This window comes from Desulfuromonas acetexigens (genome assembly GCF_900111775.1).
Taxonomy (GTDB): domain Bacteria; phylum Desulfobacterota; class Desulfuromonadia; order Desulfuromonadales; family Trichloromonadaceae; genus Trichloromonas; species Trichloromonas acetexigens.
Genome location: NZ_FOJJ01000004.1, coordinates 61,753 through 87,919, shown reverse-complemented (window position 1 = coordinate 87,919; position 26,167 = coordinate 61,753). Strand labels below are relative to the sequence as shown.

Annotated in this window: 34 protein-coding genes and 1 tRNA gene; all 35 read left to right on the top strand. The window is 56.5% G+C overall.

All coding sequences use genetic code 11. The features are described from left to right. Positions 1-80 precede the first annotated feature (80 nt). The 35 genes from tuf (BQ4888_RS04445) (at position 81) to rpmD (ending at position 26,158) form a co-directional block, all read left to right on the top strand. Positions 81-1,271, top strand: a complete 1,191-nt coding sequence (gene tuf / locus BQ4888_RS04445) for an elongation factor Tu (protein ID WP_092054151.1) — start codon at positions 81-83, stop codon at positions 1,269-1,271. A gap of 55 nt (positions 1,272-1,326) precedes the next feature. Then, positions 1,327-1,476, top strand: coding sequence for a 50S ribosomal protein L33 (gene rpmG / locus BQ4888_RS04440; RefSeq protein WP_092054182.1), 150 nt, complete (start codon positions 1,327-1,329; stop codon positions 1,474-1,476). 38 nt (positions 1,477-1,514) lie between these two features. Continuing rightward, positions 1,515-1,591: transfer RNA gene (locus BQ4888_RS04435), tRNA-Trp, on the top strand. Positions 1,592-1,628: 37 nt separating this feature from the next. After that, positions 1,629-1,814, top strand: coding sequence for a preprotein translocase subunit SecE (gene secE / locus BQ4888_RS04430; protein WP_092054179.1), 186 nt, complete (start codon positions 1,629-1,631; stop codon positions 1,812-1,814). A 20-nt stretch (positions 1,815-1,834) separates the two neighbouring features. Next, the gene (nusG, locus tag BQ4888_RS04425) at positions 1,835-2,368 is read left to right on the top strand and encodes a transcription termination/antitermination protein NusG (RefSeq protein WP_092054177.1); all 534 of its coding nucleotides are present in this window, start codon (positions 1,835-1,837) and stop codon (positions 2,366-2,368) included. 35 nt (positions 2,369-2,403) lie between these two features. After that, the gene (rplK, locus tag BQ4888_RS04420) at positions 2,404-2,826 is read left to right on the top strand and encodes a 50S ribosomal protein L11 (protein ID WP_092054175.1); all 423 of its coding nucleotides are present in this window, start codon (positions 2,404-2,406) and stop codon (positions 2,824-2,826) included. 27 nt (positions 2,827-2,853) lie between these two features. Continuing rightward, the gene (gene rplA, locus BQ4888_RS04415) at positions 2,854-3,555 is read left to right on the top strand and encodes a 50S ribosomal protein L1 (RefSeq protein WP_092054173.1); all 702 of its coding nucleotides are present in this window, start codon (positions 2,854-2,856) and stop codon (positions 3,553-3,555) included. Between the two features lie 234 nt (positions 3,556-3,789). After that, positions 3,790-4,308: a 50S ribosomal protein L10 gene (gene rplJ / locus BQ4888_RS04410; RefSeq protein WP_092054170.1), complete on the top strand. Its 519-nt coding sequence runs from the start codon at positions 3,790-3,792 to the stop codon at positions 4,306-4,308. 41 nt (positions 4,309-4,349) lie between these two features. Beyond that, on the top strand, positions 4,350-4,730 hold the full coding sequence (rplL, locus tag BQ4888_RS04405) for a 50S ribosomal protein L7/L12 (protein WP_092054167.1): 381 nt from the start codon (positions 4,350-4,352) through the stop codon (positions 4,728-4,730). A gap of 84 nt (positions 4,731-4,814) precedes the next feature. Further along, positions 4,815-8,921: a DNA-directed RNA polymerase subunit beta gene (rpoB, locus tag BQ4888_RS04400; protein WP_092054165.1), complete on the top strand. Its 4,107-nt coding sequence runs from the start codon at positions 4,815-4,817 to the stop codon at positions 8,919-8,921. 102 nt (positions 8,922-9,023) lie between these two features. Further along, positions 9,024-13,196, top strand: a complete 4,173-nt coding sequence (gene rpoC / locus BQ4888_RS04395; protein WP_092054162.1) for a DNA-directed RNA polymerase subunit beta' — start codon at positions 9,024-9,026, stop codon at positions 13,194-13,196. A gap of 161 nt (positions 13,197-13,357) precedes the next feature. Continuing rightward, positions 13,358-13,729 (top strand): 30S ribosomal protein S12, encoded by a 372-nt coding sequence (gene rpsL / locus BQ4888_RS04390; RefSeq protein WP_092054160.1) that lies wholly within the window; start codon positions 13,358-13,360, stop codon positions 13,727-13,729. Positions 13,730-13,751: 22 nt separating this feature from the next. Beyond that, entirely contained in the window at positions 13,752-14,222 is a 471-nt protein-coding gene (rpsG, locus tag BQ4888_RS04385; protein WP_092054157.1) for a 30S ribosomal protein S7, read from the top strand. 34 nt (positions 14,223-14,256) lie between these two features. Beyond that, positions 14,257-16,335, top strand: coding sequence for an elongation factor G (fusA, locus tag BQ4888_RS04380; RefSeq protein ID WP_092054154.1), 2,079 nt, complete (start codon positions 14,257-14,259; stop codon positions 16,333-16,335). A gap of 11 nt (positions 16,336-16,346) precedes the next feature. Further along, a complete protein-coding gene (tuf, locus tag BQ4888_RS04375; RefSeq protein WP_092054151.1) occupies positions 16,347-17,537 on the top strand; it encodes an elongation factor Tu in 1,191 nt (396 codons plus the stop codon). A 13-nt stretch (positions 17,538-17,550) separates the two neighbouring features. Next, positions 17,551-17,859, top strand: coding sequence for a 30S ribosomal protein S10 (rpsJ, locus tag BQ4888_RS04370; protein ID WP_092054148.1), 309 nt, complete (start codon positions 17,551-17,553; stop codon positions 17,857-17,859). Positions 17,860-17,888: 29 nt separating this feature from the next. Continuing rightward, entirely contained in the window at positions 17,889-18,524 is a 636-nt protein-coding gene (gene rplC, locus BQ4888_RS04365) for a 50S ribosomal protein L3 (protein WP_092054146.1), read from the top strand. Positions 18,525-18,556: 32 nt separating this feature from the next. Continuing rightward, complete coding sequence (gene rplD, locus BQ4888_RS04360; protein ID WP_092054143.1) at positions 18,557-19,180, top strand: 50S ribosomal protein L4; 624 nt, start codon at positions 18,557-18,559, stop codon at positions 19,178-19,180. After that, positions 19,177-19,464, top strand: coding sequence for a 50S ribosomal protein L23 (locus BQ4888_RS04355; RefSeq protein ID WP_092054141.1), 288 nt, complete (start codon positions 19,177-19,179; stop codon positions 19,462-19,464). The genes rplD and BQ4888_RS04355 overlap by 4 nt, the downstream gene beginning before the upstream one ends. 32 nt (positions 19,465-19,496) lie before the next feature. Next, positions 19,497-20,321 carry a 50S ribosomal protein L2 gene (gene rplB, locus BQ4888_RS04350; protein ID WP_092054138.1) on the top strand — a complete coding sequence of 275 codons (825 nt, stop codon included), beginning with the start codon at positions 19,497-19,499 and terminating at the stop codon, positions 20,319-20,321. Between the two features lie 27 nt (positions 20,322-20,348). Beyond that, positions 20,349-20,627 carry a 30S ribosomal protein S19 gene (rpsS, locus tag BQ4888_RS04345; protein ID WP_092054135.1) on the top strand — a complete coding sequence of 93 codons (279 nt, stop codon included), beginning with the start codon at positions 20,349-20,351 and terminating at the stop codon, positions 20,625-20,627. A gap of 23 nt (positions 20,628-20,650) precedes the next feature. Further along, positions 20,651-20,983: a 50S ribosomal protein L22 gene (gene rplV, locus BQ4888_RS04340; RefSeq protein ID WP_092054133.1), complete on the top strand. Its 333-nt coding sequence runs from the start codon at positions 20,651-20,653 to the stop codon at positions 20,981-20,983. A gap of 18 nt (positions 20,984-21,001) precedes the next feature. Beyond that, on the top strand, positions 21,002-21,640 hold the full coding sequence (gene rpsC / locus BQ4888_RS04335) for a 30S ribosomal protein S3 (protein WP_092054130.1): 639 nt from the start codon (positions 21,002-21,004) through the stop codon (positions 21,638-21,640). Positions 21,641-21,664: 24 nt separating this feature from the next. Beyond that, positions 21,665-22,090, top strand: a complete 426-nt coding sequence (gene rplP, locus BQ4888_RS04330) for a 50S ribosomal protein L16 (RefSeq protein WP_092054128.1) — start codon at positions 21,665-21,667, stop codon at positions 22,088-22,090. After that, positions 22,080-22,268 (top strand): 50S ribosomal protein L29, encoded by a 189-nt coding sequence (gene rpmC / locus BQ4888_RS04325; protein WP_092054125.1) that lies wholly within the window; start codon positions 22,080-22,082, stop codon positions 22,266-22,268. The genes rplP and rpmC overlap by 11 nt, the downstream gene beginning before the upstream one ends. Positions 22,269-22,288: 20 nt before the next feature. Then, positions 22,289-22,555 (top strand): 30S ribosomal protein S17, encoded by a 267-nt coding sequence (rpsQ, locus tag BQ4888_RS04320; protein WP_092054198.1) that lies wholly within the window; start codon positions 22,289-22,291, stop codon positions 22,553-22,555. 12 nt (positions 22,556-22,567) lie between these two features. Further along, positions 22,568-22,936, top strand: a complete 369-nt coding sequence (gene rplN / locus BQ4888_RS04315; protein WP_092054123.1) for a 50S ribosomal protein L14 — start codon at positions 22,568-22,570, stop codon at positions 22,934-22,936. A gap of 26 nt (positions 22,937-22,962) precedes the next feature. After that, the gene (gene rplX / locus BQ4888_RS04310; RefSeq protein ID WP_092054120.1) at positions 22,963-23,292 is read left to right on the top strand and encodes a 50S ribosomal protein L24; all 330 of its coding nucleotides are present in this window, start codon (positions 22,963-22,965) and stop codon (positions 23,290-23,292) included. A gap of 12 nt (positions 23,293-23,304) precedes the next feature. Continuing rightward, on the top strand, positions 23,305-23,844 hold the full coding sequence (rplE, locus tag BQ4888_RS04305) for a 50S ribosomal protein L5 (protein ID WP_092054117.1): 540 nt from the start codon (positions 23,305-23,307) through the stop codon (positions 23,842-23,844). Positions 23,845-23,869: 25 nt separating this feature from the next. Further along, the gene (locus tag BQ4888_RS04300; protein ID WP_092054115.1) at positions 23,870-24,055 is read left to right on the top strand and encodes a type Z 30S ribosomal protein S14; all 186 of its coding nucleotides are present in this window, start codon (positions 23,870-23,872) and stop codon (positions 24,053-24,055) included. 23 nt (positions 24,056-24,078) lie between these two features. Then, positions 24,079-24,477 carry a 30S ribosomal protein S8 gene (gene rpsH, locus BQ4888_RS04295; protein WP_092054112.1) on the top strand — a complete coding sequence of 133 codons (399 nt, stop codon included), beginning with the start codon at positions 24,079-24,081 and terminating at the stop codon, positions 24,475-24,477. Positions 24,478-24,503: 26 nt separating this feature from the next. Continuing rightward, positions 24,504-25,043: a 50S ribosomal protein L6 gene (gene rplF / locus BQ4888_RS04290; RefSeq protein ID WP_092054110.1), complete on the top strand. Its 540-nt coding sequence runs from the start codon at positions 24,504-24,506 to the stop codon at positions 25,041-25,043. 26 nt (positions 25,044-25,069) lie between these two features. Continuing rightward, complete coding sequence (gene rplR / locus BQ4888_RS04285; RefSeq protein ID WP_092054108.1) at positions 25,070-25,438, top strand: 50S ribosomal protein L18; 369 nt, start codon at positions 25,070-25,072, stop codon at positions 25,436-25,438. Positions 25,439-25,455: 17 nt separating this feature from the next. Continuing rightward, positions 25,456-25,950, top strand: coding sequence for a 30S ribosomal protein S5 (gene rpsE, locus BQ4888_RS04280; RefSeq protein WP_092054106.1), 495 nt, complete (start codon positions 25,456-25,458; stop codon positions 25,948-25,950). Positions 25,951-25,972: 22 nt separating this feature from the next. After that, on the top strand, positions 25,973-26,158 hold the full coding sequence (gene rpmD / locus BQ4888_RS04275; RefSeq protein ID WP_092054103.1) for a 50S ribosomal protein L30: 186 nt from the start codon (positions 25,973-25,975) through the stop codon (positions 26,156-26,158). Positions 26,159-26,167 lie beyond the last annotated feature (9 nt).

The following is a 26,167-nucleotide window of genomic DNA, read 5'->3' as shown; positions in this document are numbered from 1 at the left end:
CAACTAGGCCCCGGTAAAGATCTGTTTCTGGCGGCCGCGCCTTAGGTGCTAGGAATTCTCAAAAAAGGGAGGTTGATGTAATGTCCAAAGCTAAATTTGAAAGAACCAAGCCCCATGTCAACATCGGAACCATCGGTCACGTTGACCATGGCAAAACGACTCTGACCGCCGCCATTACCAAAGTCTTGGCCGAGTCGGGCGGCGCCGTATTCAAGGGGTTCGACCAGATCGACAACGCTCCCGAGGAGCGCGAGCGCGGCATCACCATCGCCACCTCCCATGTCGAATACGAGACCGCTAACCGTCACTATGCCCACGTTGACTGCCCCGGCCATGCCGACTATGTCAAGAACATGATCACCGGCGCGGCGCAGATGGACGGCGCAATCCTGGTCTGCTCGGCCGCTGACGGCCCCATGCCCCAGACCCGTGAGCACATCCTGCTTGCCCGTCAGGTCGGCGTGCCCGCCATGGTCGTCTTCCTCAACAAGGCCGACATGGTCGACGACGCTGAGCTGATGGAGCTGGTTGAGCTTGAACTGCGCGAGCTGCTCTCCTCCTACGACTTCCCCGGTGACGATATTCCGATCATCGCCGGCAGCGCCCTGGCTGCTCTCGAAGGGCGTGACGACGAAATCGGCAAGAACAAGGTTCTCGAGCTGATGGCCGCCGTTGATAGCTATATCCCCGAGCCGGAGCGCGCCATTGACCGTCCCTTCCTGATGCCCGTCGAAGACGTCTTCTCCATCTCCGGTCGCGGCACCGTCGCCACCGGTCGCATCGAGCGCGGCGTGGTCAAGGTGCAGGAAGAGGTCGAGATCGTCGGTATGAAGGCGACCACCAAGACCGTCGTCACCGGTGTCGAGATGTTCCGCAAGCTGCTCGATCAGGGTCAGGCTGGCGACAACGTCGGCATCCTGCTGCGCGGTGTTAAGCGTGAGGACATCGAGCGCGGTCAGGTTCTGGCCAAGCCCGGGAGCATCACCCCGCACACCAAGTTCAAGGCCGAAGCCTACATCCTGACCAAGGAAGAAGGTGGCCGTCATACCCCGTTCTTCAAAGGCTACCGTCCCCAGTTCTACTTCCGGACCACGGACGTGACCGGGATCGTGGAACTGCCCGAAGGTGTGGAGATGGTTATGCCCGGCGACAACATCGCCATGAACGTCGAGCTGATCACCCCGATCGCCATGGACAAGGAGCTGCGCTTCGCCATCCGTGAAGGTGGCCGGACCGTCGGCGCCGGCGTTGTCAGCGAAATCATCGCTTAATATAGACCTTAGATGCTTCCCCCTCCCTGCTCGGGAGGGGGGATGAGGATTCGTCATGCGGGATATCGTTACCCTGGCTTGCACCGAGTGCAAGCAACGTAATTACACTACGACAAAGAATAAGAAGAATACTCCGGACAAACTGGAGTTCAGCAAGTACTGCCGGTTCTGCAGAAAGCATACGCCGCACCGGGAAACCAAGTAGTTCGGCGCGACGCTCAGGCGTCATGGCTGTTCGCATGCAGGCCAGTAGCTCTAATGGCTAGAGCACCGGTCTCCAAAACCGGGTGTTGGGGGTTCGAGTCCCTCCTGGCCTGCCATTTAATCTGAGAAAAATCCTCCATGGGGGTTTAGATAGTGATCGGGAAAACGACGGAGTTCCTCGCCAATGTCAAGGGCGAGTTGGCAAAGGTAACCTGGCCGACCAGGAAGGATACCTATGCATCAACCCTGGTCGTCATTGTTCTCGTAGTGTTTGTGGCGGTCTTCCTGTGGCTGGTGGATAGCGCCCTGTCGGCGTCGATCCGTGCGCTGTTGGGCTAAAGGGGGGCTAGGTAGTCAATATGGCAATGCGCTGGTATGGGGTCCATACCTATTCGGGCTTCGAAAACAAGGTTAAGTTGAACCTCGAAGAGCGGGTCCGGATGTTTGGCGTCGAGGATAAATTCGGCGAGATCCTGATTCCCTCCGAGACCGTTGTTGAGCTCAAGAACGGTGAACGTCGCACTTCTTCCCGCAAGTTCTTCCCCGGGTACATTCTGGTCCAGATGGAATTGGACAACGAGACCTGGCATGTGGTGAAGGATACGACCAAGGTTACTGGTTTTGTCGGTGGCGGTATCTCCCCCCCGCCGATTCCTGACGAGGAAGTGGCTAAGATTACGACCCGCATGGAAGAGGGGGCCGAGCGCCCGAAGCCGAAGGTCGAGTTTGAAGTCGGTGAGACGGTACGCGTGGTCGATGGCCCTTTCCTGAACTTCACCGGGGTTGTGGAAGACGTTAAGCCAGACAAGGCCAAGCTCAAGGTCATGGTCAGCATCTTTGGCCGAGTGACTCCTGTAGAGCTTGAATTCATCCAGGTTGAGAAGACCAGCTGACGCTGGTCTTGGACATAAATTTTAAGGAGTAGCTCATGGCCAAGAAGGTTATTGGACAAATAAAGCTGCAGATTCCCGCCGGTAAGGCTAATCCTTCGCCGCCGGTTGGTCCCGCGCTCGGTCAGCACGGGGTCAATATTATGGAATTCTGCAAGGCTTTCAACGCACGGACCCAGAGTGAAGAGGGGATGATCATTCCGGTGGTCATTACGGTCTATGCAGACCGTTCCTTTACTTTCATCACCAAGACTCCGCCAGCAGCCGTGCTTTTGATGAAGGCCGCCAAGATTCCTAAAGGTTCTGGTGTGCCCAATAAGAATAAGGTGGGCAAGGTGACCAGGGATCAGGTGTTGGAGATCGCCAAGCTTAAAATGCCCGACCTGAATGCATTCGATGTGGAAGCCGCGGTCAAGACGATCGAGGGCACCGCACGCAGCATGGGTCTGGAAATCGTCTAATCACGGCAGAGTCTGGAGTATACAAAGATGCAAACAGGGAAACAGCACAAAGCAGCCAAGGCGAAGATTGATCGCCGAGTGGCCTATCCTATTGACGAGGCGATCACGTTGGTCAAAGGCTCCGCCTATGCCAAATTTGACGAGACCGTCGATGTTTCCGTGCGCCTTGGCGTCGACCCCCGGAAGGCGGATCAGATGGTTCGCGGCGCCGTGGTGTTGCCCAACGGCCTCGGTAAGACCGTGCGGGTTCTGGTTTTCGCCAAAGGGGAGAAGGCACAGGAGGCTACCGCCGCCGGCGCTGATCATGTCGGTGCCGATGATCTGGTGACGAAAATCCAGGGGGGCTGGTTCGATTTCGATACTGCGATCGCTACTCCGGACATGATGGGGACTGTCGGTAAGATCGGTCGCTTGCTCGGTCCCCGTGGCCTGATGCCCAACCCCAAGGTCGGCACCGTTACCTTCGACATCGCTCGAGCCGTCAATGAGGCGAAATCGGGCAAGATCGAGTACCGGGTGGAAAAGGCTGGGATTGTCCATGCGCCAGTGGGTAAGGTTTCTTTCGACCCGCAGAAGCTGCAGGAAAATATCATTTCCCTGGTCGATGCCCTGGTCAAGGCCAAGCCCTCCACCGCGAAGGGTTCCTACCTGAAAAAGATTTGTATTTCCAGCACCATGGGACCTGGCGTCGTGGTCGATGTTCCGGCCCTGCAAGCGCTGATTAAATAAGGATCGGCCATTCGGTCATCCGACGTGCGGCTCGCGGTTTCGCGAGCCGTCGTGCTTAAGCTTAGTACCGCTCCTGGTCAAAGACAGCAGGCATCCTCACCGAGGGTTTAATGGATTTCTCCGCCTGCCGAGGCTGTTCGTAGGGAGCGACGGTAGTTTCCGTCTCTTCATTACACCTCTGACAGGGGCTCGGGATGACCGCATCCCCAGATCAAACAGAAAGGAGGAGAGACGTTGAACAAGTCAGGTAAAGAACAGGTTGTCGCCGAACTGGCGCAAAAGCTGGCTTCCGCCAAGGCCTCGTTCCTCGCGGATTACCGCGGATTGAACGTGGAGCAGGTCAACAAGCTGCGTGGCGAGTTGCGTGGTGCCGGCGTTGAGTATCAGGTTGCCAAAAATACCCTGCTCAAGCTGGCCGCCAAGGGAACCGGCGCGGAATGCTTGAATGATCATCTGGCAGGTCCCACCGCGATTGCCATCGCTACGGGTGACCCGGTCGCCCCGGCCAAAATTCTTGCTGAGTTCGCCAAAATCAACCCCAAGTTCGAACTGAAAGCCGGATCTCTCGACGGCAAGCTTCTGAGCGTCGACGAGATCAAGGCCCTGGCCGAACTGCCGAGCCGTGAAGTGCTGCTGGCAAAAATGCTCGGTTCGCTCAATGCTCCGGTGACCAACTTCGTTGGTGTGCTGGCCGCGATTCCGCGCTCCCTGGTTCAGGTTCTTGCCGCGATCCAGGACAAAAAAGCCGCTTAATTTTACCCATCTATATTTATTCCGTATGAAGGAGATAGTCCATGGCTGACATCACCAAAGAGCAAGTTGTCGAGTTTATCGAGAAAATGACCGTTCTGGAGCTGGCCGAGCTGGTCAAGGAACTGGAAGAGAAGTTCGGCGTTTCCGCCGCCGCTCCGGTGGCCGCTGTCGCCGCTCCTGTCGCCGGTGCCGCCGCTGCCGTCGAAGAGAAGGACGAGTTTGACGTCATTCTCGCCGCTGCCGGTGAGAAGAAGATCAATGTCATCAAGGTCGTTCGTGCCGCCACCGGCCTCGGCCTCAAGGAAGCCAAGGATCTCGTTGACGGCGCACCTAAGGCCATCAAAGAAGGTGTTTCCAAGGCTGAAGCCGAAGAGCTCAAGAAGCAACTTGAAGAATCCGGCGCCACTGTGGAGCTCAAGTAAGCGACGGCGCGATAGTTTCACCCTTAGCCAAGGTCGCCCTGTGCGGCCTTGGCTATTCTACTTTCGTTACCTAAAGGAGATTCCATGGCTTATTCGATCGCGAATAACCAGCTTCTGAGGAAACATTTCGCTGAAGTTCAGCGGATTATCGATATTCCTAATCTGATCGATATCCAGAAAAATTCCTACAAGCGTTTTCTTCAGGCGGAGTTGCCTCCTTCGGCGCGGCAGAACATCGGCCTTGAGGCCGTTTTCCGCTCGGTTTTCCCCATTCGTGATTTCAGCGAGACCTGTTCCTTGGAGTATGTCTCCTATGCGCTGGGCGTGCCCAAGTACGATGTCGATGAGTGTCATCAGCGCGGCATGACTTTCGCCTCGCCGGTGAAGGTGCGGGTACGTCTGGTTTCTTGGGACGTGGATAAGGAGTCGGGGGTCCAGTCGATCCGGGATATCAAAGAGCAGGAGGTCTACTTCGGCGAGATCCCGCTCATGACCGAAAATGGCACTTTCATCATCAACGGCACGGAACGGGTTATCGTCAGCCAGTTGCACCGCTCTCCCGGCGTCTTCTTCGATCACGACAAGGGCAAGACGCACTCCAGCGGAAAGATCCTCTACAGCGCTCGGGTTATCCCCTACCGCGGATCCTGGCTCGACTTTGACTTTGATCATAAAGATATTCTCTTTGTGCGCATCGACCGGCGTCGCAAACTGCCCGCCACGGTGCTGCTCAAGGCTCTCGGTTACAGTTCCGAGGAACTTCTCAACTACTATTACGATGTTGAGGAGATCATCCTCGATGGTGAAAGCTTCAAGAAGCGCGCCAATCCGGCTTTGCTTCTCGGCCAGCGGGCGCCTTTCGATGTGCTGGCCGGCGACGGCGAGGTCATCGTCAAGGCGAACCGCAAGTTCACCAAGGCGGCGGTCAAGAAGATCACCGAGAAGCAAATCGAGTTTATCCAGATCGCTCAGGAAGATGTCATCTGTAAGATTACGTCGACCGATATCGTTGATACCAATACCGGCGAGGTCGTCATCGAGTGTAATGAGGAGATCACCGTCGAGCGTCTGGATAAGCTGCGTGAGCTCGGGATTAATGAGTTCAAGGTGCTCTTCATCGACAACCTCTATGTCGGACCCTATCTACGCGAAACCTTGCTCCAAGATAAAATCGCCACCACCGAGGAGGCGATGATCGAAATTTATCGCCGCCTTCGTCCCGGTGATCCGCCGACGGTACGCAGTGCCAAGGCGCTCTTTGAGAGCCTTTTCTTTAATGCCGAGCGCTACGACCTCTCCGCTGTCGGTCGGCTCAAGCTCAATTACAAGCTTGGCCTGGAAACGCCCCTGGAACATACGACGCTGACCAATGAGGATATCCTCGAAGTCGTGCGTTATCTCATCGATTTGCGCAACGGCAAGGGCGCGATCGACGATATCGACCACCTTGGCAATCGCCGGGTGCGAGCCGTCGGCGAACTGCTGGAGAATCAGTACCGGGTCGGCCTGGTGCGGATGGAGCGGGCGATCAAGGAGCGCATGAGCCTGCAGGAAGTGGATAGCCTGATGCCCCACGACCTGATCAACTCCAAGCCGGTTTCGGCGGTCGTTAAGGAGTTTTTCGGCTCGAGCCAGCTCTCCCAGTTCATGGACCAGACCAACCCCCTTTCGGAGATTACCCACAAGCGCCGTCTTTCGGCCCTGGGACCCGGTGGTCTGACCCGCGAACGGGCCGGTTTTGAGGTTCGTGACGTGCATCCGACGCACTACGGCCGGGTTTGCCCGATCGAGACGCCGGAAGGTCCGAACATCGGCCTGATCGCCTCCCTCTCCACCTATGCTCGAATCAATGAGCATGGCTTTGTTGAGACGCCTTACCGGCTGGTCAAGGACGGTGTGGTCACCACGGAGATCAAGTACTTCTCCGCGCTCGAGGAAGAAGGGCACGCTATCGCTCAGGCTAACGCCATGCTCAACGAGGATTGCACCTTCGTCAATGAACTGATCAATGCTCGGAAAAACGGCGAGTTCATGCTGATGAACCGCGAGGACATCGAGCTGATGGACGTCTCGCCCAAGCAGCTGGTCTCGGTCGCGGCGGCGCTCATTCCCTTCCTCGAAAACGACGACGCCAACCGCGCGCTCATGGGTTCGAACATGCAGCGTCAGGCCGTGCCTCTGCTTCGCGCGGATGCACCTCTGGTTGGTACCGGCATGGAGCGGATCGTTGCCCATGACTCGGGAGCGGCGGTTGTTGCCCGCCACAACGGCGTGGTGGAAAGCGTCGATGCGGCCCGTATTGTCGTCAAGATCGACGAGGACGAGGTGGATGAGACGGGGACCGGGGTCGATATCTACACCCTGATCAAGTTCGCCCGTTCCAACCAGAACACCTGCCTCAACCAGAAACCGATCGTCAAGGTCGGGGATAAGGTCAAGCGCGGCGAGATGATTGCCGACGGTCCTTCCACTCAGTGGGGTGAGCTGGCCCTCGGCCAGAACGTGCTGGTCGCGTTCATGCCCTGGGAAGGCTACAACTTCGAGGACTCCATCCTGATTTCGGAGAAGCTGGTCAAGGAAGACCGCTACACCTCGATCCACATCGAGGAATTCGAGTGTGTCGCTCGCGACACCAAGCTCGGCAAGGAAGAGATCACCGACGATATTCCCAACCTCGGCGAGGACGCCTTGGCCGATCTCGACGAAAGCGGTATCATCCGCATCGGTGCCGAGGTCAAGCCCGGGGATATCCTGGTCGGCAAGATCACCCCGAAAGGGGAGACCCAGCTCTCTCCCGAAGAGAAGCTGCTGCGCGCCATCTTCGGCGAAAAGGCTGGCGATGTTCGCGATACTTCACTGCGGGTTCCGCCTGGAGTCGAGGGAGTGGTCATCGGCGCCCGGGTCTTTTCCCGCAAGGGGGCCGACAAGGACAGCCGCACCGAGTTCATTGAAAAGACCGAGATCGACAAACTGCTCAAAGACCAGAACGACGAAATCGCCATCATCCGCGATTCGGCCAAGGGCAAGTTGAAGAACCTGCTGGTCGGACAGACCTCGGCGGTGGATATCACCGATGATGCTGGCCAAGTTCTGCTCGCCAAGGGCAAGAAGATCACCGCCGAGCTTCTGGTCAAGGTTCCCTTCCGCCAGTGGCGGGAGATTTCCCTGGCCGGTGAAGGGGAGGCCGAGGAAAAGGTCGCCAATCTCTTCGCCCGCCTGGCGGATCGCGAGGAGCTGATCAAAGGTGTTTTCACCGACAAGATCGAAAAGCTCAAGCGCGGCGACGACCTGCCCCCCGGGGTGATCAAGATGGTCAAGGTCTATGTCGCCATCAAGCGCAAGCTGCAGGTGGGGGATAAAATGGCTGGTCGTCACGGCAACAAGGGTGTGCTTTCGCGCATCTTGCCGGTCGAGGACATGCCCTACATGGCCGACGGTACGCCGGTGGAGATCGTTCTTAACCCCCTTGGCGTTCCTTCCCGTATGAACGTCGGTCAGATCCTCGAAACCCATCTCGGCCTCGCGGCCCGCGGCTTGGGTCTGCAGATCCAGGAACTTCTGGACAAGCAGTTCAACCCCGCCGCGATCAAGGCCAAGGTCAAGGATATTTACGGCGATCCCGAGCTCGACGGCTTCATCGACGGGCTCTCCAATGAAGATACCCTGGCCCTGGCCCGACGCCTCTCCCATGGCGTGCCGATGGCCTCGCCGGTCTTCGAGGGTGTTCCCGAAGACCGCATGACCAACGAAATGTCTCGCGCCGGCTTCCCCACCAGCGGCCAGATGACCCTGTACAACGGCAAGACCGGGGATGCCTTCAAGGAGAAGGTCACCGTCGGTATCATGTATATGCTCAAACTGCACCATCTGGTCGACGACAAGATCCACGCCCGTAGCATCGGTCCCTACAGCCTGGTCACCCAGCAACCTCTGGGAGGCAAGGCCCAGTTCGGCGGCCAGCGTCTCGGCGAGATGGAGGTCTGGGCCCTGGAAGCCTACGGGGCGGCCCATGCCCTGCAGGAATTTTTGACCGTCAAATCGGACGACGTCGCCGGCCGTACGCGCATGTACGAGGCGATCGTCAAAGGCAAGCACACCCTGGAGGCCGGTCTGCCCGAATCCTTCAACGTGCTGGTCAAGGAGCTTCAGTCGCTCTGCCTGGATGTAGAGCTTCTCGAAGAAGAGGATTAACCCCGGCTGATACCGGTCCCCGGCCGCGAGGCACGGGGACCGGTGATTTTGTCGGGTGCAGTTCAGCTTAAACCAACCACCATCCCATAAGGAGGATGCGTTTTGGAAGATATCTTCAGTCTATTCGAGCGGCCGAAGGATCCCCTCAACTTCAACGCGATCCGGCTCTCCCTGGCGTCGCCGGAGAAGATCCGCGAACGCTCCTTTGGCGAAGTCAAGAAGCCGGAGACGATCAACTACCGGACCTTCAAGCCAGAGCGGGACGGCCTGTTCTGCGCCAAGATTTTCGGGCCGACCAAGGACTACGAGTGTAACTGCGGTAAATACAAGCGCATGAAGCACCGCGGCATTGTCTGCGAGAAGTGCGGTGTTGAGGTTATCCCCAGTAAAGTGCGCCGTGAGCGTCTTGGCCATATTGACTTGGCCTGCCCGGTGGCGCATATCTGGTTTCTGAAATCCCTTCCCTCGCGGATTTCGACTCTGCTCGATCTGACCTTGAAAGAGGTCGAGCGTATCCTTTATTTCGAGGCCTATATCGTTCTCGATAAGGGGGATACACCGCTGGAGACGGGGCAGATTCTCAGCGAAGAGAAGTACCGCGAGACCATGGACGAGTTCGCCGGCCAGTTCACCGCCAGCATGGGTGCCGAGGCGATTCGCGACCTGCTCGAAGCTATCGGTCTTGATGAACTTTCCGAGCAGTTGCGCAGCGAGTTGCGCGACGCCACCAGCGAGGCCAAACGCAAAAAGCTTTCCAAGCGCCTCAAGGTCGTCGAGGCCTTTAAGCAGAGCGGCAATCGTCCCGAGTGGATGATCCTTGAAACCATCCCGGTCCTCCCCCCCGAGCTGCGCCCGTTGGTGCCGCTCGATGGCGGCCGTTTTGCCACTTCCGATCTGAACGACCTCTATCGCCGGGTCATCAACCGCAATAACCGTCTCAAGCGGTTGATGGAGCTGCGCGCCCCGGAAGTCATCATTCGCAACGAAAAGCGCATGCTGCAGGAGTCGGTGGACGCCCTCTTCGACAATGGTCGGCGCGGTCGGGCCATTACCGGTCCCAACAAGCGCCCCTTGAAGTCGCTTTCTGACATGCTCAAGGGCAAGGGCGGCCGCTTCCGGCAGAACCTGCTGGGTAAGCGGGTCGACTACTCGGGCCGTTCGGTCATCGTCGTCGGTCCCGAGCTCAAGCTGCACCAGTGTGGTCTGCCGAAAAAGATGGCCCTCGAGCTCTTCAAACCCTTCATTTACAATAAGCTGGAAGAACGGGGCTACTGCACCACCATCAAGAGTGCCAAGAAGATGGTGGAAAAGGAAAAGCCTGAGGTCTGGGATGTGCTGGAGGAGGTCATCAAGGAGCATCCGGTGATGCTCAACCGTGCCCCGACTCTGCATCGCCTCGGCATTCAGGCCTTCGAGCCGGTGCTGATCGAAGGTAAGGCGATCCAGTTGCATCCGCTGGTCTGTACCGCGTTCAATGCCGACTTCGACGGCGACCAGATGGCGGTGCATTTGCCTCTTTCCATCGAGAGTCAGATCGAGGCGCGGGTGTTGATGATGTCGACCAACAACATCCTCTCCCCGGCCAACGGCAAGCCGATCATCGTCCCTTCCCAGGACATGGTCCTGGGGCTTTACTACATGACCCGCGATCGTGCCTTCGTCAAGGGGGAAAACAAGATTTTCTCCTCCCGCGACGAGTTGCGCATGGCCTACGATTCCGGCGAAGCCGACCTGCAGGCTAAAGTCAAGGTCCGCATGGTCGTCGAGCAGGGGGGGGCGCCAACGCTGGTGGAGAGTACCATCGGTCGGGTTCTTTTGCGGGATATCGTCCCCGACGTCATACCCTTCTCCTCCATCAATCGGGTGATGGGCAAAAAGCAGGTCGCCGAGTTGATCGACGTGGCCTTCCGCCTGGCCGGCAACAAAGAGACGGTTATCCTCGCTGACCGCCTCAAGGAGACCGGTTACCGCTTCTCCACCCTCGCCGGGGTTTCCATCTGCCTGGACGACATGGTCATCCCAGCCACCAAGCAGAAGTACATCGATGCCGCCGTCGATGAGGTGCGGGAGATCCAGCAGCAGTACACCGAGGGTCTGATTACCGACGGCGAACGCTACAACAAAGTCATCGACATCTGGGCTAAGTGTACCGAGGACATCGCCCAGACGATGCTCAGTAACCTTTCTGTCGACATTCTGACCAACGAGGAGACCGGAGAACAGGTCAAGGTTCCCTCTTTTAACGCTATTCATATGATGGCCGACTCGGGGGCTCGTGGCAGCGCCCAGCAGATTCGGCAGCTGGCCGGCATGCGCGGCCTGATGGCCAAGCCTTCCGGGGAGATCATTGAAACGCCGATCACCGCCAACTTCCGCGAGGGATTGACGGTGCTCCAGTACTTCATCTCAACCCACGGTGCCCGTAAAGGTTTGGCCGACACCGCGCTCAAGACCGCCAACTCCGGCTATTTAACCCGGCGTCTGGTGGACGTGGCCCAGGATGCCATTATCACCGAACAGGATTGCGGTACGTTTGACGGCATCCTTGTCTCTTCTCTCACCGAGGGAGGGGAGGTCATTGAGAATCTTGGCGACCGCATTCTCGGGCGGACATCGCTGGAGGATGTCCTCGATCCGGTCACTTCCGAGGTGCTGGTTGAGGCCAACCAGGCGATCGATGAAGCCCTGGTGGACAAGATCGAGAACGCCGGTATCGAAAGATTGCGTATCCGTTCGGTTCTCACCTGTCAGAGTCGGCGTGGAATCTGTGCCGCCTGCTACGGTCGTGACCTGGCCCGCGGCCATCTGGTCAATCTCGGGGAAGCGGTCGGTGTCATTGCCGCCCAGTCCATCGGCGAGCCGGGAACCCAGCTGACCATGCGGACCTTCCATATCGGGGGGACCGCTTCCCGCCGCGCCGAGCAGACCTCCCTCGAGGCTCGTTTCGATGGCGTCCTGCGCTACATCAATCTGAATACCGTCATCGACAAGTTCGGTCATCACGTTGTCATGAACCGTAACGGTGAGATCGCTGTCGTCGATGAAACCGGACGGGAGCGTGAGCGTTACGGCGTCGTCTACGGCGCGCGATTGCGCGTCGCTCCCGAAGGGGAAGTCAAGGCGGGCTCGCTGCTTGCCGAGTGGGACCCCTACACCATGCCGATCCTCACCGAGATCCCCGGTCGGGTCCGCTTTGGTGACATTCTTGAGAATGTCACCATGGAGGAGCAGCTCGATGACGTCACCGGTCTGACCCGAAAAGTCATTGTCGAGACCAAGGGGGCAGACAAACGTCCGCGCATCACTCTCAAGGACGAGGAAGGCAAAACCGCCAAGCTGCCCAACGGCGCTGCCGCCCGCTATATGCTGCCGGTGGGGGCGAACATTGTGGTCGCCGAGGATGACATCGTTACCGCCGGTGACATTATTGCCAAGATTCCCCGGGAAACGACCAAAACCAAGGACATCACCGGTGGTCTGCCGCGCGTCGCCGAACTCTTCGAAGCGCGCAAACCGAAAGAGTTCGCGGTCATTTCCGAGATCGATGGGGTCGTGGCTTTTGGCAAGGACTCCAAAGGTAAGCGTAAGGTCGTCGTCACCCCAGAGATCGGCGAGCCGAAGGAATACCTGATCGCCAAGGGCAAACACATCAGCGTGCATGAAGGTGATCACGTGCGTGCCGGCGAGGCGCTCATGGACGGCTCCAGCAACCCCCACGACATCCTTCGGGTTCTTGGGGAGAAGGAACTGTCCAAATACCTGGTCGACGAAGTCCAGGAGGTCTATCGCCTGCAGGGGGTCAAGATCAACGACAAGCACATCGAGACCATTGTTCGCCAGATGTTGCGCCGCGTGCGCATCAAGGAGGTCGGGGATACCCGCTTCCTGTTGGACGACCAGGTGGAGCGCTGGGAATTCGAGGAGGAGAATCAGCGGGTGTTGGCCGAAGGCAAAGACCCTGCCGTTGGCGAACCGCTGATGCTCGGCATCACCAAGGCTTCGCTCTCCACGGAATCCTTCATCTCGGCGGCTTCTTTCCAAGAGACCACCAAGGTGCTGACCCAGGCGGCCATCGAAGGGAAGGTCGACTACCTGCGTGGCCTCAAGGAGAACGTCATCATGGGCCGCCTGATTCCGGCGGGAACCGGTGTTTCCAAATACCGCAGCGCCAAGCTTTTCATCGAGGAGCCGGTAGAAGTGGTGGAAACCTACCAGGACGAAGTTATCGACGATGATGAAGAGCCGGTTGAAGAGCCGGTGAAATCCGAAGAATAAGTTGATGAAAATGCCGCCCGGCCGGGCGGGCTGAAAAAAAGAATAAAAAGTCTTGACATCGGCCGGGCGGATTGATAAGGTCTGCGGGTTTTTCCCCTCATGGGAAAATCCGCTGTAAACGCTCTTTTAACTACAGAATATGCGATTTCGGGAGTATGTAGATGCCGACTATCAATCAGTTGATCCGCAAGGGACGTGAAAAAAAGGAAAGAAAGTCCGCGTCGCCGGCGCTGAAGGGAAATCCCCAGAAGCGAGGCGTTTGTACGCGTGTCTATACGACGACCCCAAAGAAGCCGAACTCGGCGTTGCGTAAGGTGGCCCGTGTGCGTCTGACCAATGGTATCGTCGTGACTTCCTATATCCCTGGTGTGGGGCACAACCTCCAGGAGCACTCCGTGGTGCTGATTCGCGGCGGCCGCGTCAAGGACTTGCCTGGTGTTCGTTACCATATTGTCCGCGGTACGCTGGACTTGGCCGGGGTCAAGGGGCGGATGCAGGGTCGTTCCAAGTATGGGGCCAAGCGGCCTAAATAAAGCAAAGTACTGAGAGGACGTTATGCCGAGAAGAAGAGAAGTTGCCAAGCGGGTCATCCTTCCCGATCCCAAATATCATGATCGGTTGGTTGCTAAGTTCATGAACTGCATCATGTTGGACGGCAAGAAGAGTACAGCCGAGCGGATCGTTTACGGGGCTTTTGATATTGTCGCCAGTCGTTCGGGGGAAGATCCCCTGGAGATTTTCAAGAAGGCGATTGACAATGTTCGGCCGGTTTTGGAAGTAAAGTCCCGGCGGGTGGGCGGCTCGACTTATCAGGTTCCGGTTGAGGTTCGCGCTGATCGTCGCAATGCCTTGGCAATTCGCTGGATTTCCAGCTATGCCGTTGCTCGTGGCGAAAAGACCATGCAGGAGCGTCTGGCTGGAGAGTTTCTTGATGCGGCGAACAATCGCGGTGCATCGGTGAAGAAGAAGGAAGATACCCACCGGATGGCCGAGGCCAACAAGGCCTTCGCTCATTACCGCTGGTAAAACATAAAGAGTCCCCCGTGGAGGCAAGATAGTTGTGGCACGTTTAGTCCCCATTACAAAAACCCGTAATATCGGCATCATGGCTCACATTGATGCTGGTAAGACGACTACGACCGAACGCATTCTGTTTTACACCGGAATTTCCCATAAACTCGGTGAGGTCCATGATGGCGCAGCCACGATGGACTGGATGGCTCAGGAGCAGGAGCGCGGAATTACCATTACTTCCGCTGCGACGACCTGTTTCTGGAAAGATCACCGGGTTAACATCATCGATACCCCGGGACACGTTGACTTCACCATCGAGGTGGAGCGTTCTTTGCGTGTCCTTGACGGCGCGGTGGCGGTATTCTGTTCGGTCGGGGGTGTTGAGCCTCAGTCTGAGACGGTATGGCGTCAAGCCGACAAGTACGGGGTTCCCCGCATTGCCTTCATTAATAAGATGGACCGCATCGGCGCCGACTTCGGTCGTGGCGTGCAAATGATGCGTGACCGCCTTGGTGCCAATCCGGTACCGATTCAGCTTCCCATTGGTAAAGAAGATTATTTCAAAGGGCTTGTCGACCTGGTCGAGATGCGTGCCATGATCTGGGACGACGAGACCCAGGGGCAAGGCTTTAATGAAATTGCCATTCCCGCCGATATGGTCGACGATGTCGCCGCGGCCCGGGAGGCTATGCTCGAAGAGGTTTGCTCCTACGATGATGCTTTGATGGAGAAGTATCTCGCTGGTGAGGAGTTGACCGTTGCCGAGCTTAAGGCAGGGATTCGCCGCGCCACGATGGGTTTGCATATTAATCCGGTCATTTGCGGCAGCGCCTTCAAGAATAAAGGGGTGCAGAATCTGCTGGATGCCGTGGTAGATTACATGCCGGCTCCCACCGATGTCCCGCCGATCAATGGGATCGATCCTCACACTCAGGAAGAAATTACTCGTCCTGCCGACGATGCCGGGCCTTTTTCGGCTTTGGCCTTCAAGATCATGACCGACCCCTTTGTCGGGCAGTTGACCTTCTTCCGGGTTTATTCCGGGGTGGCCGAGTCCGGCGCTTCGGTGGTTAATGCCACCAAGGGGAAGAAGGAGCGCTTCGGTCGTATCCTCAAGATGCACGCCAATAAGCGGGAGGAGATCAAAGAGGTCTACTCGGGCGATATTGCCGCCGCTGTCGGTTTGAAATATACCACCACGGGCGATACTCTCTGCGACGAGAAGAACGTCTGTCTGCTGGAATCCATGGAGTTTCCTGAGCCGGTTATTCATATCGCGGTGGAACCCAAGACCAAGGGTGACCAGGAGAAGATGGGCGTTGCCCTCGGCAAGTTGTTGCAGGAAGACCCTTCGCTGCGTTGCCGTACCGACGAGGAGACCGGCCAGACCATTCTCTCCGGTATGGGTGAGTTGCACCTGGAAATCATCATCGACCGCATGAAGCGCGAATTCAAAGTCGAGTGCAATGTCGGTGCCCCCCAGGTTGCCTATCGCGAAACCATCACCAAAAAGGTCGAGGTTCAGGGCAAGTTTGTTCGTCAGTCCGGTGGTCGCGGCCAGTATGGCGATTGTTGGTTGCGTATCGAGCCGCAGGAGCCCGGGGCTGGGTTTACTTTTGTCGACGAGATCAAGGGTGGCGTCATTCCTAAGGAATACATCCCCGCTGTCGGCAAAGGTGCCGAAGAGGCTTCCGAGCTCGGCATCCTGGCTGGGTTCCCCATTGTCGACGTCAAGGTAGCCTGCTTCGACGGTTCATATCATGATGTCGACTCTTCGGAAATGGCCTTCAAAATCGCCGGTTCCATGGGCTTTAAAGAAGGTGCTGCTAAGGCCGGTCCGGTGTTGCTGGAGCCGATCATGAAGGTGGAAGTTGTTGTCCCCGAGGATTATATGGGCGACGTTATGGGCGATCTGAATAGTCGTCGGGGTCGGATCATGGGCATGGAGTCCCGTGCTGGCGCCCAGGTTATCAATGCCCATGTGCCGCTGGCGAACATGTTCGGTTACGCAACGGATTTGCGTAGCGCCACTCAGGGGCGCGCGACCTATACCATGGTCTTTGATCATTACGAGCAGGTGCCCAAGGCGATCTCTGAGGAAATCGTCGCCAAGGCCAAGGGGTAAAGGAGAGACTTATGTCCAAAGCTAAATTTGAAAGAACCAAGCCCCATGTCAACATCGGAACCATCGGTCACGTTGACCATGGCAAAACGACTCTGACCGCCGCCATTACCAAAGTCTTGGCCGAGTCGGGCGGCGCCGTATTCAAGGGGTTCGACCAGATCGACAACGCTCCCGAGGAGCGCGAGCGCGGCATCACCATCGCCACCTCCCATGTCGAATACGAGACCGCTAACCGTCACTATGCCCACGTTGACTGCCCCGGCCATGCCGACTATGTCAAGAACATGATCACCGGCGCGGCGCAGATGGACGGCGCAATCCTGGTCTGCTCGGCCGCTGACGGCCCCATGCCCCAGACCCGTGAGCACATCCTGCTTGCCCGTCAGGTCGGCGTGCCCGCCATGGTCGTCTTCCTCAACAAGGCCGACATGGTCGACGACGCTGAGCTGATGGAGCTGGTTGAGCTTGAACTGCGCGAGCTGCTCTCCTCCTACGACTTCCCCGGTGACGATATTCCGATCATCGCCGGCAGCGCCCTGGCTGCTCTCGAAGGGCGTGACGACGAAATCGGCAAGAACAAGGTTCTCGAGCTGATGGCCGCCGTTGATAGCTATATCCCCGAGCCGGAGCGCGCCATTGACCGTCCCTTCCTGATGCCCGTCGAAGACGTCTTCTCCATCTCCGGTCGCGGCACCGTCGCCACCGGTCGCATCGAGCGCGGCGTGGTCAAGGTGCAGGAAGAGGTCGAGATCGTCGGTATGAAGGCGACCACCAAGACCGTCGTCACCGGTGTCGAGATGTTCCGCAAGCTGCTCGATCAGGGTCAGGCTGGCGACAACGTCGGCATCCTGCTGCGCGGTGTTAAGCGTGAGGACATCGAGCGCGGTCAGGTTCTGGCCAAGCCCGGGAGCATCACCCCGCACACCAAGTTCAAGGCCGAAGCCTACATCCTGACCAAGGAAGAAGGTGGCCGTCATACCCCGTTCTTCAAAGGCTACCGTCCCCAGTTCTACTTCCGGACCACGGACGTGACCGGGATCGTGGAACTGCCCGAAGGTGTGGAGATGGTTATGCCCGGCGACAACATCGCCATGAACGTCGAGCTGATCACCCCGATCGCCATGGACAAGGAGCTGCGCTTCGCCATCCGTGAAGGTGGCCGGACCGTCGGCGCCGGCGTCGTCAGCGAAATCATAGCGTAAGAGGATAATTCACATGCCGAGCCAAAAGATCAGAATCCGTTTGAAGGCTTATGACCATAAGCTGCTCGATCTTTCCGTAAACGAGATCGTCGATACCGCTAAGCGTACAGGTGCCCGGGTAGCAGGACCGGTTCCCTTGCCGACCATCATCAATAAATATTGCGTGTTGCGCGGTCCCCATGTTGACAAGAAGAGCCGCGAACAGTTTGAAATGCGGACGCACAAGCGCCTTCTCGACATCCTCGAGCCGACACAGCAGACGGTGGATGCCCTGATGAAGCTTGACTTGTCTGCCGGCGTCGACGTGGAAATCAAGCTCTAGGCAACTCATTAAAGGTAAGGGTACGTGCAATGATACAGGGAATCTTGGGTAAGAAACTGGGAATGTCCCAGATTTTCGCCATGGACGGTCGGCGGATCCCGGTGACGGTGGTTGAGGCTGGCCCCTGCGTGGTCGTGCAGAAGAAGACCGTGGCCACTGATGGTTACAATGCTCTTCAAGTAGGTTTTGCTCCCCGCGCGGCGCACCGCGTCAATCGCCCCACCATGGGTCATTTTAAAAAGGCCGGCAAGGGAGCCTTTGCTTTCCTGCGCGAGTTCCGGGTCGAAAATGTGGACGATTTCAATGTCGGCGACGAAATCAAGTGCGAAGCTTTCGCTGCCGGGGATATCGTGGATGTGATCGGGATCAGCAAAGGTAAGGGTTTCCAGGGCGTTATCAAACGCTGGAATTTCTCCGGTGGCCGTTCAAGCCACGGCTCGAAGTTTCATCGCGGTCCGGGCTCCATCGGCTGCAGCGCCTGGCCTTCCCGGGTTTTCAAGGGGAAGAAGATGGCTGGCCAAATGGGCAACGCCCAGGTTACGACACAAAACCTGGAGATCATCGATGTTCGTCCTGAGCAGAATCTGATTCTCGTCAAGGGCGCGATTCCTGGAGCCAAGAATAGCTTGGTCACGATTCGTAAAGGTATTAAAGCCAAAAAATAGCCTCATGTCAGTGAGGGTGTGGGAGACAGACCATGGCAAGCGTTGTTGTCTACGATATTAATAAAAATCAGGTATCCCAGCGGGAACTGTCCGACATGGTCTTCAATGACGTTGTTCGTGGCTACCTGATTCACGATATGGTCCGCTTTCAGTTGGCGGCCCGTCGCCAGGGAACGGCCGATACTAAGACCCGTAGTGAAGTTTCCGGCGGAGGCAAAAAGCCGTACAAACAGAAGGGCACCGGTAATGCCCGGCAGGGATGTATACGTGCTCCCCATTATGTGGGTGGTGGCGCGGCTTTCGGGCCGACTCCCCGGGATTACACCTTCAAACTCAACCGCAAGGTTAAGAAGGCGGCTTTGCGCAGCGCTCTTTCCGCTCGTTTTCAAGCTGAAAAACTGACTGTGCTCAATGCCATTGACCTGGAAAAAATCAGCACTAAGGGATTTACTGAGATCCTCAATCGTTTCGATCTTGATAAGGTGCTGGTTGTTATTTCCGGCGCCAATCCCAACCTTGAACTTTCTGCCCGGAATTTGCCGAATGTGAAGGTGCTTCGGGCCGAGGGTGTCAATGTTTACGACGTGATGAAATATCCCAACCTGGTCGTCACCGAAGGGGCTGTTTCTCAGTTGGAAGGAGCGCTTGCGTCATGAAACCGCTGCATCAGATTATTAAAAGGCCGTTGATTACGGAGAAAACCAGCCTGCAAAAGGAGATAGGGCAGATCGTTGCCTTTGAGGTTTCTGTTGACGCCAATAAGATCGAGATCAAACAGGCCGTTGAAAAAGCGTTCGACGTGAAGGTCAAGAACGTCAACACTTCGCTGGTGGCCGGCAAGGTCAAGCGTGTCGGTCGGCAGTTTGGCAAGCGGTCTAACTGGAAAAAAGCATACGTGACCCTGGAAGAGGGTAGCAGTATCGACTTCTTCGGTGTCTAAGGTTTGTTATCAAGCGATACGGAGTAACTATAATGGCGATCAAAAAGTTTAAACCGACCTCGCCGGGTCGTCGTAACATGACCTCTTCCTCTTTTGAGGAGATCACGACTTCCACTCCCGAGAAGTCCCTTGTTGCGCCCCTGAAACGTACCGGTGGCCGCAACAACTATGGTCGTATTACCAAGCGGCACACTGGGGGCGGGCACAAGCGCAAGTACAGAATTATTGACTTCAAGCGGGACAAGAAAGACATTCCGGCTAAGGTCGTTTCTATCGAATACGACCCGAATCGTTCCTCCCGTATCGCTTTGCTGAACTATGCCGACGGCGAGAAACGCTATATTATCGCTCCTCTCGGAATCTCTGTGGGGGATACTCTGGTTGCGAGCGAGCAGGCGGACATCAAGCCCGGCAATGCGTTGACGATCCGTGCCATCCCTCTGGGAACCTGGGTTCATAACGTCGAGTTGCGGGTCGGCAAGGGCGGGCAGCTTGCCCGTAGCGCTGGAACCTACGCGATGATTGCCGCCAAGGAAGGGAAGTACGCTCAGCTGCGTCTGCCTTCCGGTGAGGTCCGGTTGGTTCTGCAGGGTTGCTGCGCTACCGTTGGCCAGGTCGGGAATCCGGAGCATGAAAATATCCAGATCGGCAAAGCCGGTCGGAATCGCTGGCTGGGCAAGCGTCCGCAGAGCCGTGGTGTGGCTATGAACCCCGTCGACCATCCCCATGGTGGTGGCGAAGGGAAGAGCTCCGGCGGGCGGCATCCGGTCACTCCTTGGGGTGTTCCGACCAAGGGGTACAAGACCCGGACCAACAAGCGTACCGACAAGTTCATTATCCGGCGGCGCAAGAAATAACGTTTCTTTGGGATAGAGGAGAAGGCAGTGGCTAGATCAATCAAGAAGGGGCCGTACGTCGAGGAAAGCCTTTTGCGTAAAATTGAAGCTGAAGGTGGTGCTAGCAATAAAAAGGTCATCAAGACCTGGTCGCGGCGCTCCACAATCGTCCCTGAATTTGTAGGCCTGACCTTCGCCGTGAATAACGGCAAGAAGTTCATTCCGGTATTTGTTACCGAGAACATGGTCGGCCACAAACTCGGCGAGTTCGCCCCGACCCGGACTTACTTCGGCCATGGCGCGGACAAGAAAAGCAAGAAGAGATAAGATCCTGCATAGGAGTTTCATTCATGGAAGCCAGAGCAAAACTGAGTTACGCGCGTCTTTCTCCCCAGAAAACCCGTCTGGTGGTGGACATGGTGCGTGGCAAGGGCGTTCAGGATGCGCTGAATATCCTCAAGTTCTCTCCGCAAAAGGCCGCGGCCATTGTTAGTAAGTTGGTCAGTTCAGCGGTTGCCAATGCGGAACAGAAGGGGGTATCTGACATCGACCGTCTGATGATCAAGCATATCAGTGTCGACCAAGGCCCGGTTCTCAAGCGCTTCATGCCCCGGGCACAGGGTCGGGCAACGAAGATCCGTAAACCGACGAGTCACATTACTGTGATTCTTGACGAAAAGTAGACTGAGGGAGGTGATAGTTTGGGCCAGAAAGTACATCCCGTAGGATTTCGGTTGGGAGTCATCAAAACCTGGGAATCCAAGTGGTATGCAGAGGCGGATTACGCCAAGCTGCTCCATGAAGACATCAAGCTTCGGAATTACCTCAAAAAACGGCTTTATCACGCCGGTATTTCCAAGATTGAATTGGAGCGTGCGGCGAATAAGGCGAAGATTAACATTTTCGCCGCTCGTCCAGGCATTATCATCGGCAAGAAGGGTTCTGAGGTCGAGGCGCTCAAGAAAGAGCTGGCCAAACTCACCGACAAGGAAGTCTTCATTAATATCCAGGAAGTTCGCAAGCCTGAGATCGATGCCCAGTTGGTGGCGGAGAATGTGGCCCTGCAATTGGAGCGTCGAGTTGCTTTCCGCCGCGCGATGAAGAAGAGCGTCAGCATGGCACTCAAGTTTGGCGGCCAGGGAATCAAGATCACCTGCAGCGGTCGTCTGGGTGGGGCCGAGATGAGCCGTACCGAATGGTACCGCGAGGGGCGCGTGCCCCTGCATACTCTCCGCGCCGATATCGACTATGGGTTCGCCGAGGCGAAGACCACTTATGGCATCATCGGTGTCAAAGTGCTTATCTTCAAGGGCGAAGTTCTCGCGCGGGAACAGCACTAAGATCGCAATAGGAGTTAGCAAGCCATGTTAATGCCCAAGAAGGTTAAACATAGAAAGACATTCAAGGGGCGCATGAAAGGCGCTGCCAAGGGTGGTACCGAGCTCAACTTCGGGGATTTCGGTCTGCAGGCCATTGAATGTGGTTGGCTGTCGTCCCGGCAAATCGAAGCTGCTCGTCGGGCCATGACCCGCTACATCAAGCGTGGCGGGAAAATCTGGATTCGGGTTTTCCCGGATAAACCCTTGACCCGTAAGCCCGCCGAAACCCGTATGGGTAAGGGAAAAGGTTCTCCGGATAGTTGGGTTGCCGTGGTCAAGCCCGGGGTAATGCTTTATGAAATGCAGGGGGTTGACGTAGAAGCAGCCCGCGAGGCCTTCCGGCTTTCCGCCAATAAGCTCCCGATGAAGACCAAGTTCGTGATGAGGGAGGATATTGCCAATGAAGGCTAGTGAAATGGTGGCCCTCGATATTGAGGAACTGCGTAAGAAATCTGAAGAACTCAGCCAGGAACTGTTCAATCTGCGGTTCCAGTTGCATACCGGACATCTGGAAAATACCGCGCGAATTCCTCAGATCAAAAAGGATATTGCCCGGGTTAACACCGTGCTGCGGCAGAAACAGGGATAGTGGGGAGTACGATGACGGATATGACGACTGAACGTGGAAACAGAAAGACCCGGGTTGGGATCGTGGTCAGTGACAAGATGGATAAGACCGTCGTAGTCAAGGTTGACCAGCTGGTAAAGCATCCCATCTACAAAAAATACATCAAGCGCAAGGTTACCTGCAAAGCCCATGACGAGCGCAATGACTGCGCCGTTGGTGACAAGGTGCTTATCGTGGAGACCAGGCCGCTGTCTCGTGACAAGCGGTGGAGAGTCCGCGAAATCCTCGAAAAACATGTAACCGTTTAGGAGATACAAGCCATGATCCAGATGCAGACCATGCTTGATGTCGCGGACAATTCCGGCGCCCGGAAGCTCTGCTGCATCAAGGTGCTCGGCGGCTCCAAACGCAAATACGCCGGCCTTGGAGATATCATTATTTGCTCCGTAAAAGAGGCCTTGCCCAATTCGCGGGTCAAGAAAGGCGATGTGGTGCGTGCCGTTATTGTAAGAACGGCCAAGGAGGTTCCCCGCCCGGATGGCTCGTTCATCCGCTTTGATAAGAATTCCGCCGTGGTGGTCAATGCCGGGGGGGAGCCCATCGGAACCCGAATCTTTGGACCCGTCGCCCGTGAACTCCGCGCCAAGCGCTTTATGAAAATTGTATCTCTGGCGCCTGAAGTCCTTTAAAAAAGATCATTGGGAGATATACGAAGATGGCGGCTAAAAACCTTCATGTCAAAAAAAACGACATGGTGATGATCATCGCTGGCAAAGAGAAGGGGAAATCGGGCAAGGTTGCCCGGGTTTTTCCAGAGAAGGGCCGGCTTACGGTAGAAGGCTTAAATGTAGTCAAACGACACACCCGTCCTTCTCGGACCAATCAGGATGGTGGCATTGTCGAGAAAGAAGCTCCGCTGGATGCTTCCAATGTGCTGCTTCTCTGCGGCGCTTGTGGTAAAGCGGCTCGTACCGGCATCCGTGTTCTGGAAGATGGGCGCAAGGTTCGTTTCTGCAAGAAGTGTAACGAGATCGTGGATAAGTAACGGAGGATTTCCATGGCAAGACTGAAAGAAAAATACCAGGTCGAGCTGGTCCCTCAGCTGAAAAAGGACTTGCAGCTCGACAATGTGATGGAAGTCCCCCGGGTTGAAAAAGTTGTCGTGAATATGGGTCTCGGGGAGGCCATTCAGAACATCAAAATCCTGGAGGCGGCGGTTGAGGAATTGACCAACATCACCGGGCAGAAGGCGGTCATCACGAAGGCGAAGAAGTCCATTGCGACCTATAAGCTGCGTGAAGGCATGCCGATTGGTTGCCGCGTAACCCTGCGTCGCGCTCAAGCCTATGAATTTCTTGATCGTCTGATCAATATCGCCCTTCCCCGGGTACGTGACTTCAAAGGGGTTTCCCCTAAAGGGTTCGATGGGCGCGGCAACTATACTCTTGGCATTCGCGAGGAGATTATCTTCCCCGAGATCGATTTCGATAAAATCGACAAAGTCAAGGGGATGAACGTGACCATTGTAACCACGGGCCGGACTGACGAAGAGGGCCGTGCCCTCCTAGCGGCCATGGGCATGCCTTTCAGGAAATAAAGTCTGACGGAGAGCGGAGGAGCGAGTGGCAAAAAAATCGATGATGATAAAGGCTTCGCGGCCAACCAAGTTTGGAGTTCGGCAGCATAACCGCTGCCCTCTCTGTGGCCGTCCGCGGGCGTATTATCGCAAATTTGACATGTGCCGTATTTGCCTGCGCAAGCTGGCGTCGGAAGGAAAACTTCCCGGCGTTATCAAGTCGAGCTGGTAAAGAGAAATTAAGGAGCTGCATCCATGGCAATGACTGATCCTATCGCGGACATGCTGACCCGCATCCGTAATGCGGGCCTGGCGAAGCATCCGAAGTTGGACGTGCCTTCGTCCAATATCAAAGAGGCCTTGGCTTCGGTGCTCAAGGATCTTGGATATATCAAGAATTTCAAGAATATCAGCGACGAAAAGCAAGGCGTGTTGCGGATCTACCTCAAGTTCGATGAGGATAATCAGCACGTCATTCATGAAATCAAGCGGGTATCTACCCCTGGTCGTCGCATCTACGTGGGGAAGGACGAAATCCCCATGGTGAAAAACGGTCTCGGGTGCGCCATCCTGTCGACTTCCAAGGGTCTGATGGATGATGCGGCTGCACGCACGGCGCAGGTGGGCGGCGAGCTCCTCTGCACCGTCTGGTAAGGATCCGGGGAAGGAGTTTATAAAAGATGTCGAGAATTGGGAAAAAACCCATTGTGATTCCGGGCGGAGTCAAGGTTTCCCTTTCCGGGGAGACCATCAGTGTGCAAGGCCCCAAGGGTCAGCTCAGCCGCCGGATTCCCACGCAGGTCGGAGTCTCCATCGAGGCCGACAGCATCCAGGTCAGTTCTCCGGAAGGTGCGCGCGTGGATAGCTCCATGCAAGGCCTCACCAGGACCTTGGTGGCTAACATGATCGAAGGTGTTACCAAGGGATATGAGCGTGTTCTTGAAATTAACGGCGTCGGTTATCGCGCCGAGATGAAGGGCGCGATTCTCAATTTGGCACTGGGTTACTCCCATGCTGTTGAGTATCCTCTGCCCAAGGGAATTGACGCCGAGGTCGAGAAGCAGACTAAGATCACTCTGAAGGGAATCGATAAGGAACTGATCGGAGCGACCGCCGCCAAGATCCGTTCTTTCCGCGCCCCGGAGCCTTACAAGGGCAAGGGGATCAAGTATGCTGAAGAGCGGATTCTGCGCAAAGCCGGCAAGACCGGTAAGAAATAATTGATTCAAGGCCAAGGAGAACGATTGTGAACGTCGCAAAGCAAAGACGTGATGCCCGTGCGAAGCGGCAGGTTCGGGTGAGGAAAAAGGTCCGTGGGACCATGGAACGTCCTCGCCTGTGTGTCTTCCGTAGCGCCAAGCACATTTATGTGCAAATTATTGAGGACGTGACCGGTCGCACCCTGGCGACGGCGTCTACAGCGAACAAGGATGTGGCCGAGGGCGTAAACTACACCGGCAATGTTGAGGCCGCCAAGGCCGTCGGACAAACCATCGCCAAGAAAGCCCTGGAACAGAATATCAAGCAGGTGGTTTTTGACCGAAACGGTTTCCTGTATCATGGCCGGGTGAAGGCTCTTGCCGACGCCGCCCGTGAAGCCGGCCTGTCTTTCTAAGTTAAAGGAGGAGTTCTTTGCAGCGCATCGATCCCAATGAACTGAACTTAAACGACCGCGTTATTCATATCAACCGTTGCGCGAAGGTCGTTAAGGGTGGCCGTCGTTTCAGCTTCTCTGCCCTGGTGGTGGTCGGCGACGGGGAAGGTCATGTCGGTTATGGACTGGGCAAGGCCAAGGAGGTTCCTGAAGCGATCCGCAAAGGGGTCGAGCAGGCCAAGAAAAGCCTTATCAAGGTTCCCCTGCGTGGGCGTACCATTCCCTTTGATGTGCTGGGTAAATTCGGCGCAGGGAAGGTTCTCCTCAAGTCAGCCTCCGAAGGTACCGGTGTAATCGCCGGCGGCGCGGCTCGCGCTGTTTTGGAAGTTGCCGGCGTTGGTGATATCCTCTCCAAGTGTCTTGGTTCCAATAACCCGCATAATGTGGTCAAGGCCACCGTGAATGCCCTGGCTCAGCTTAAGAGCGCCCAGGAAATCATGGAACGCCGCGGCCTGCAGGCGTCCGCCGAATAAATTGGTGGATAAGGAGAAGCTCATGGCCGATCAAATCAAGGTGACCCTGAAAAAGAGCGGCATCGCCCGCGATGAATATTTTACGCGAGTCCTCAAAGGGCTCGGTTTGACCAAGCTGCATAAGACGGTATGCCTCAAGGACACTCCGGAAATTCGCGGGATGATTCGCAAGGTATCCCATATGGTTGAAGTTGAAGACTGCCGTTAAGGAAGATGG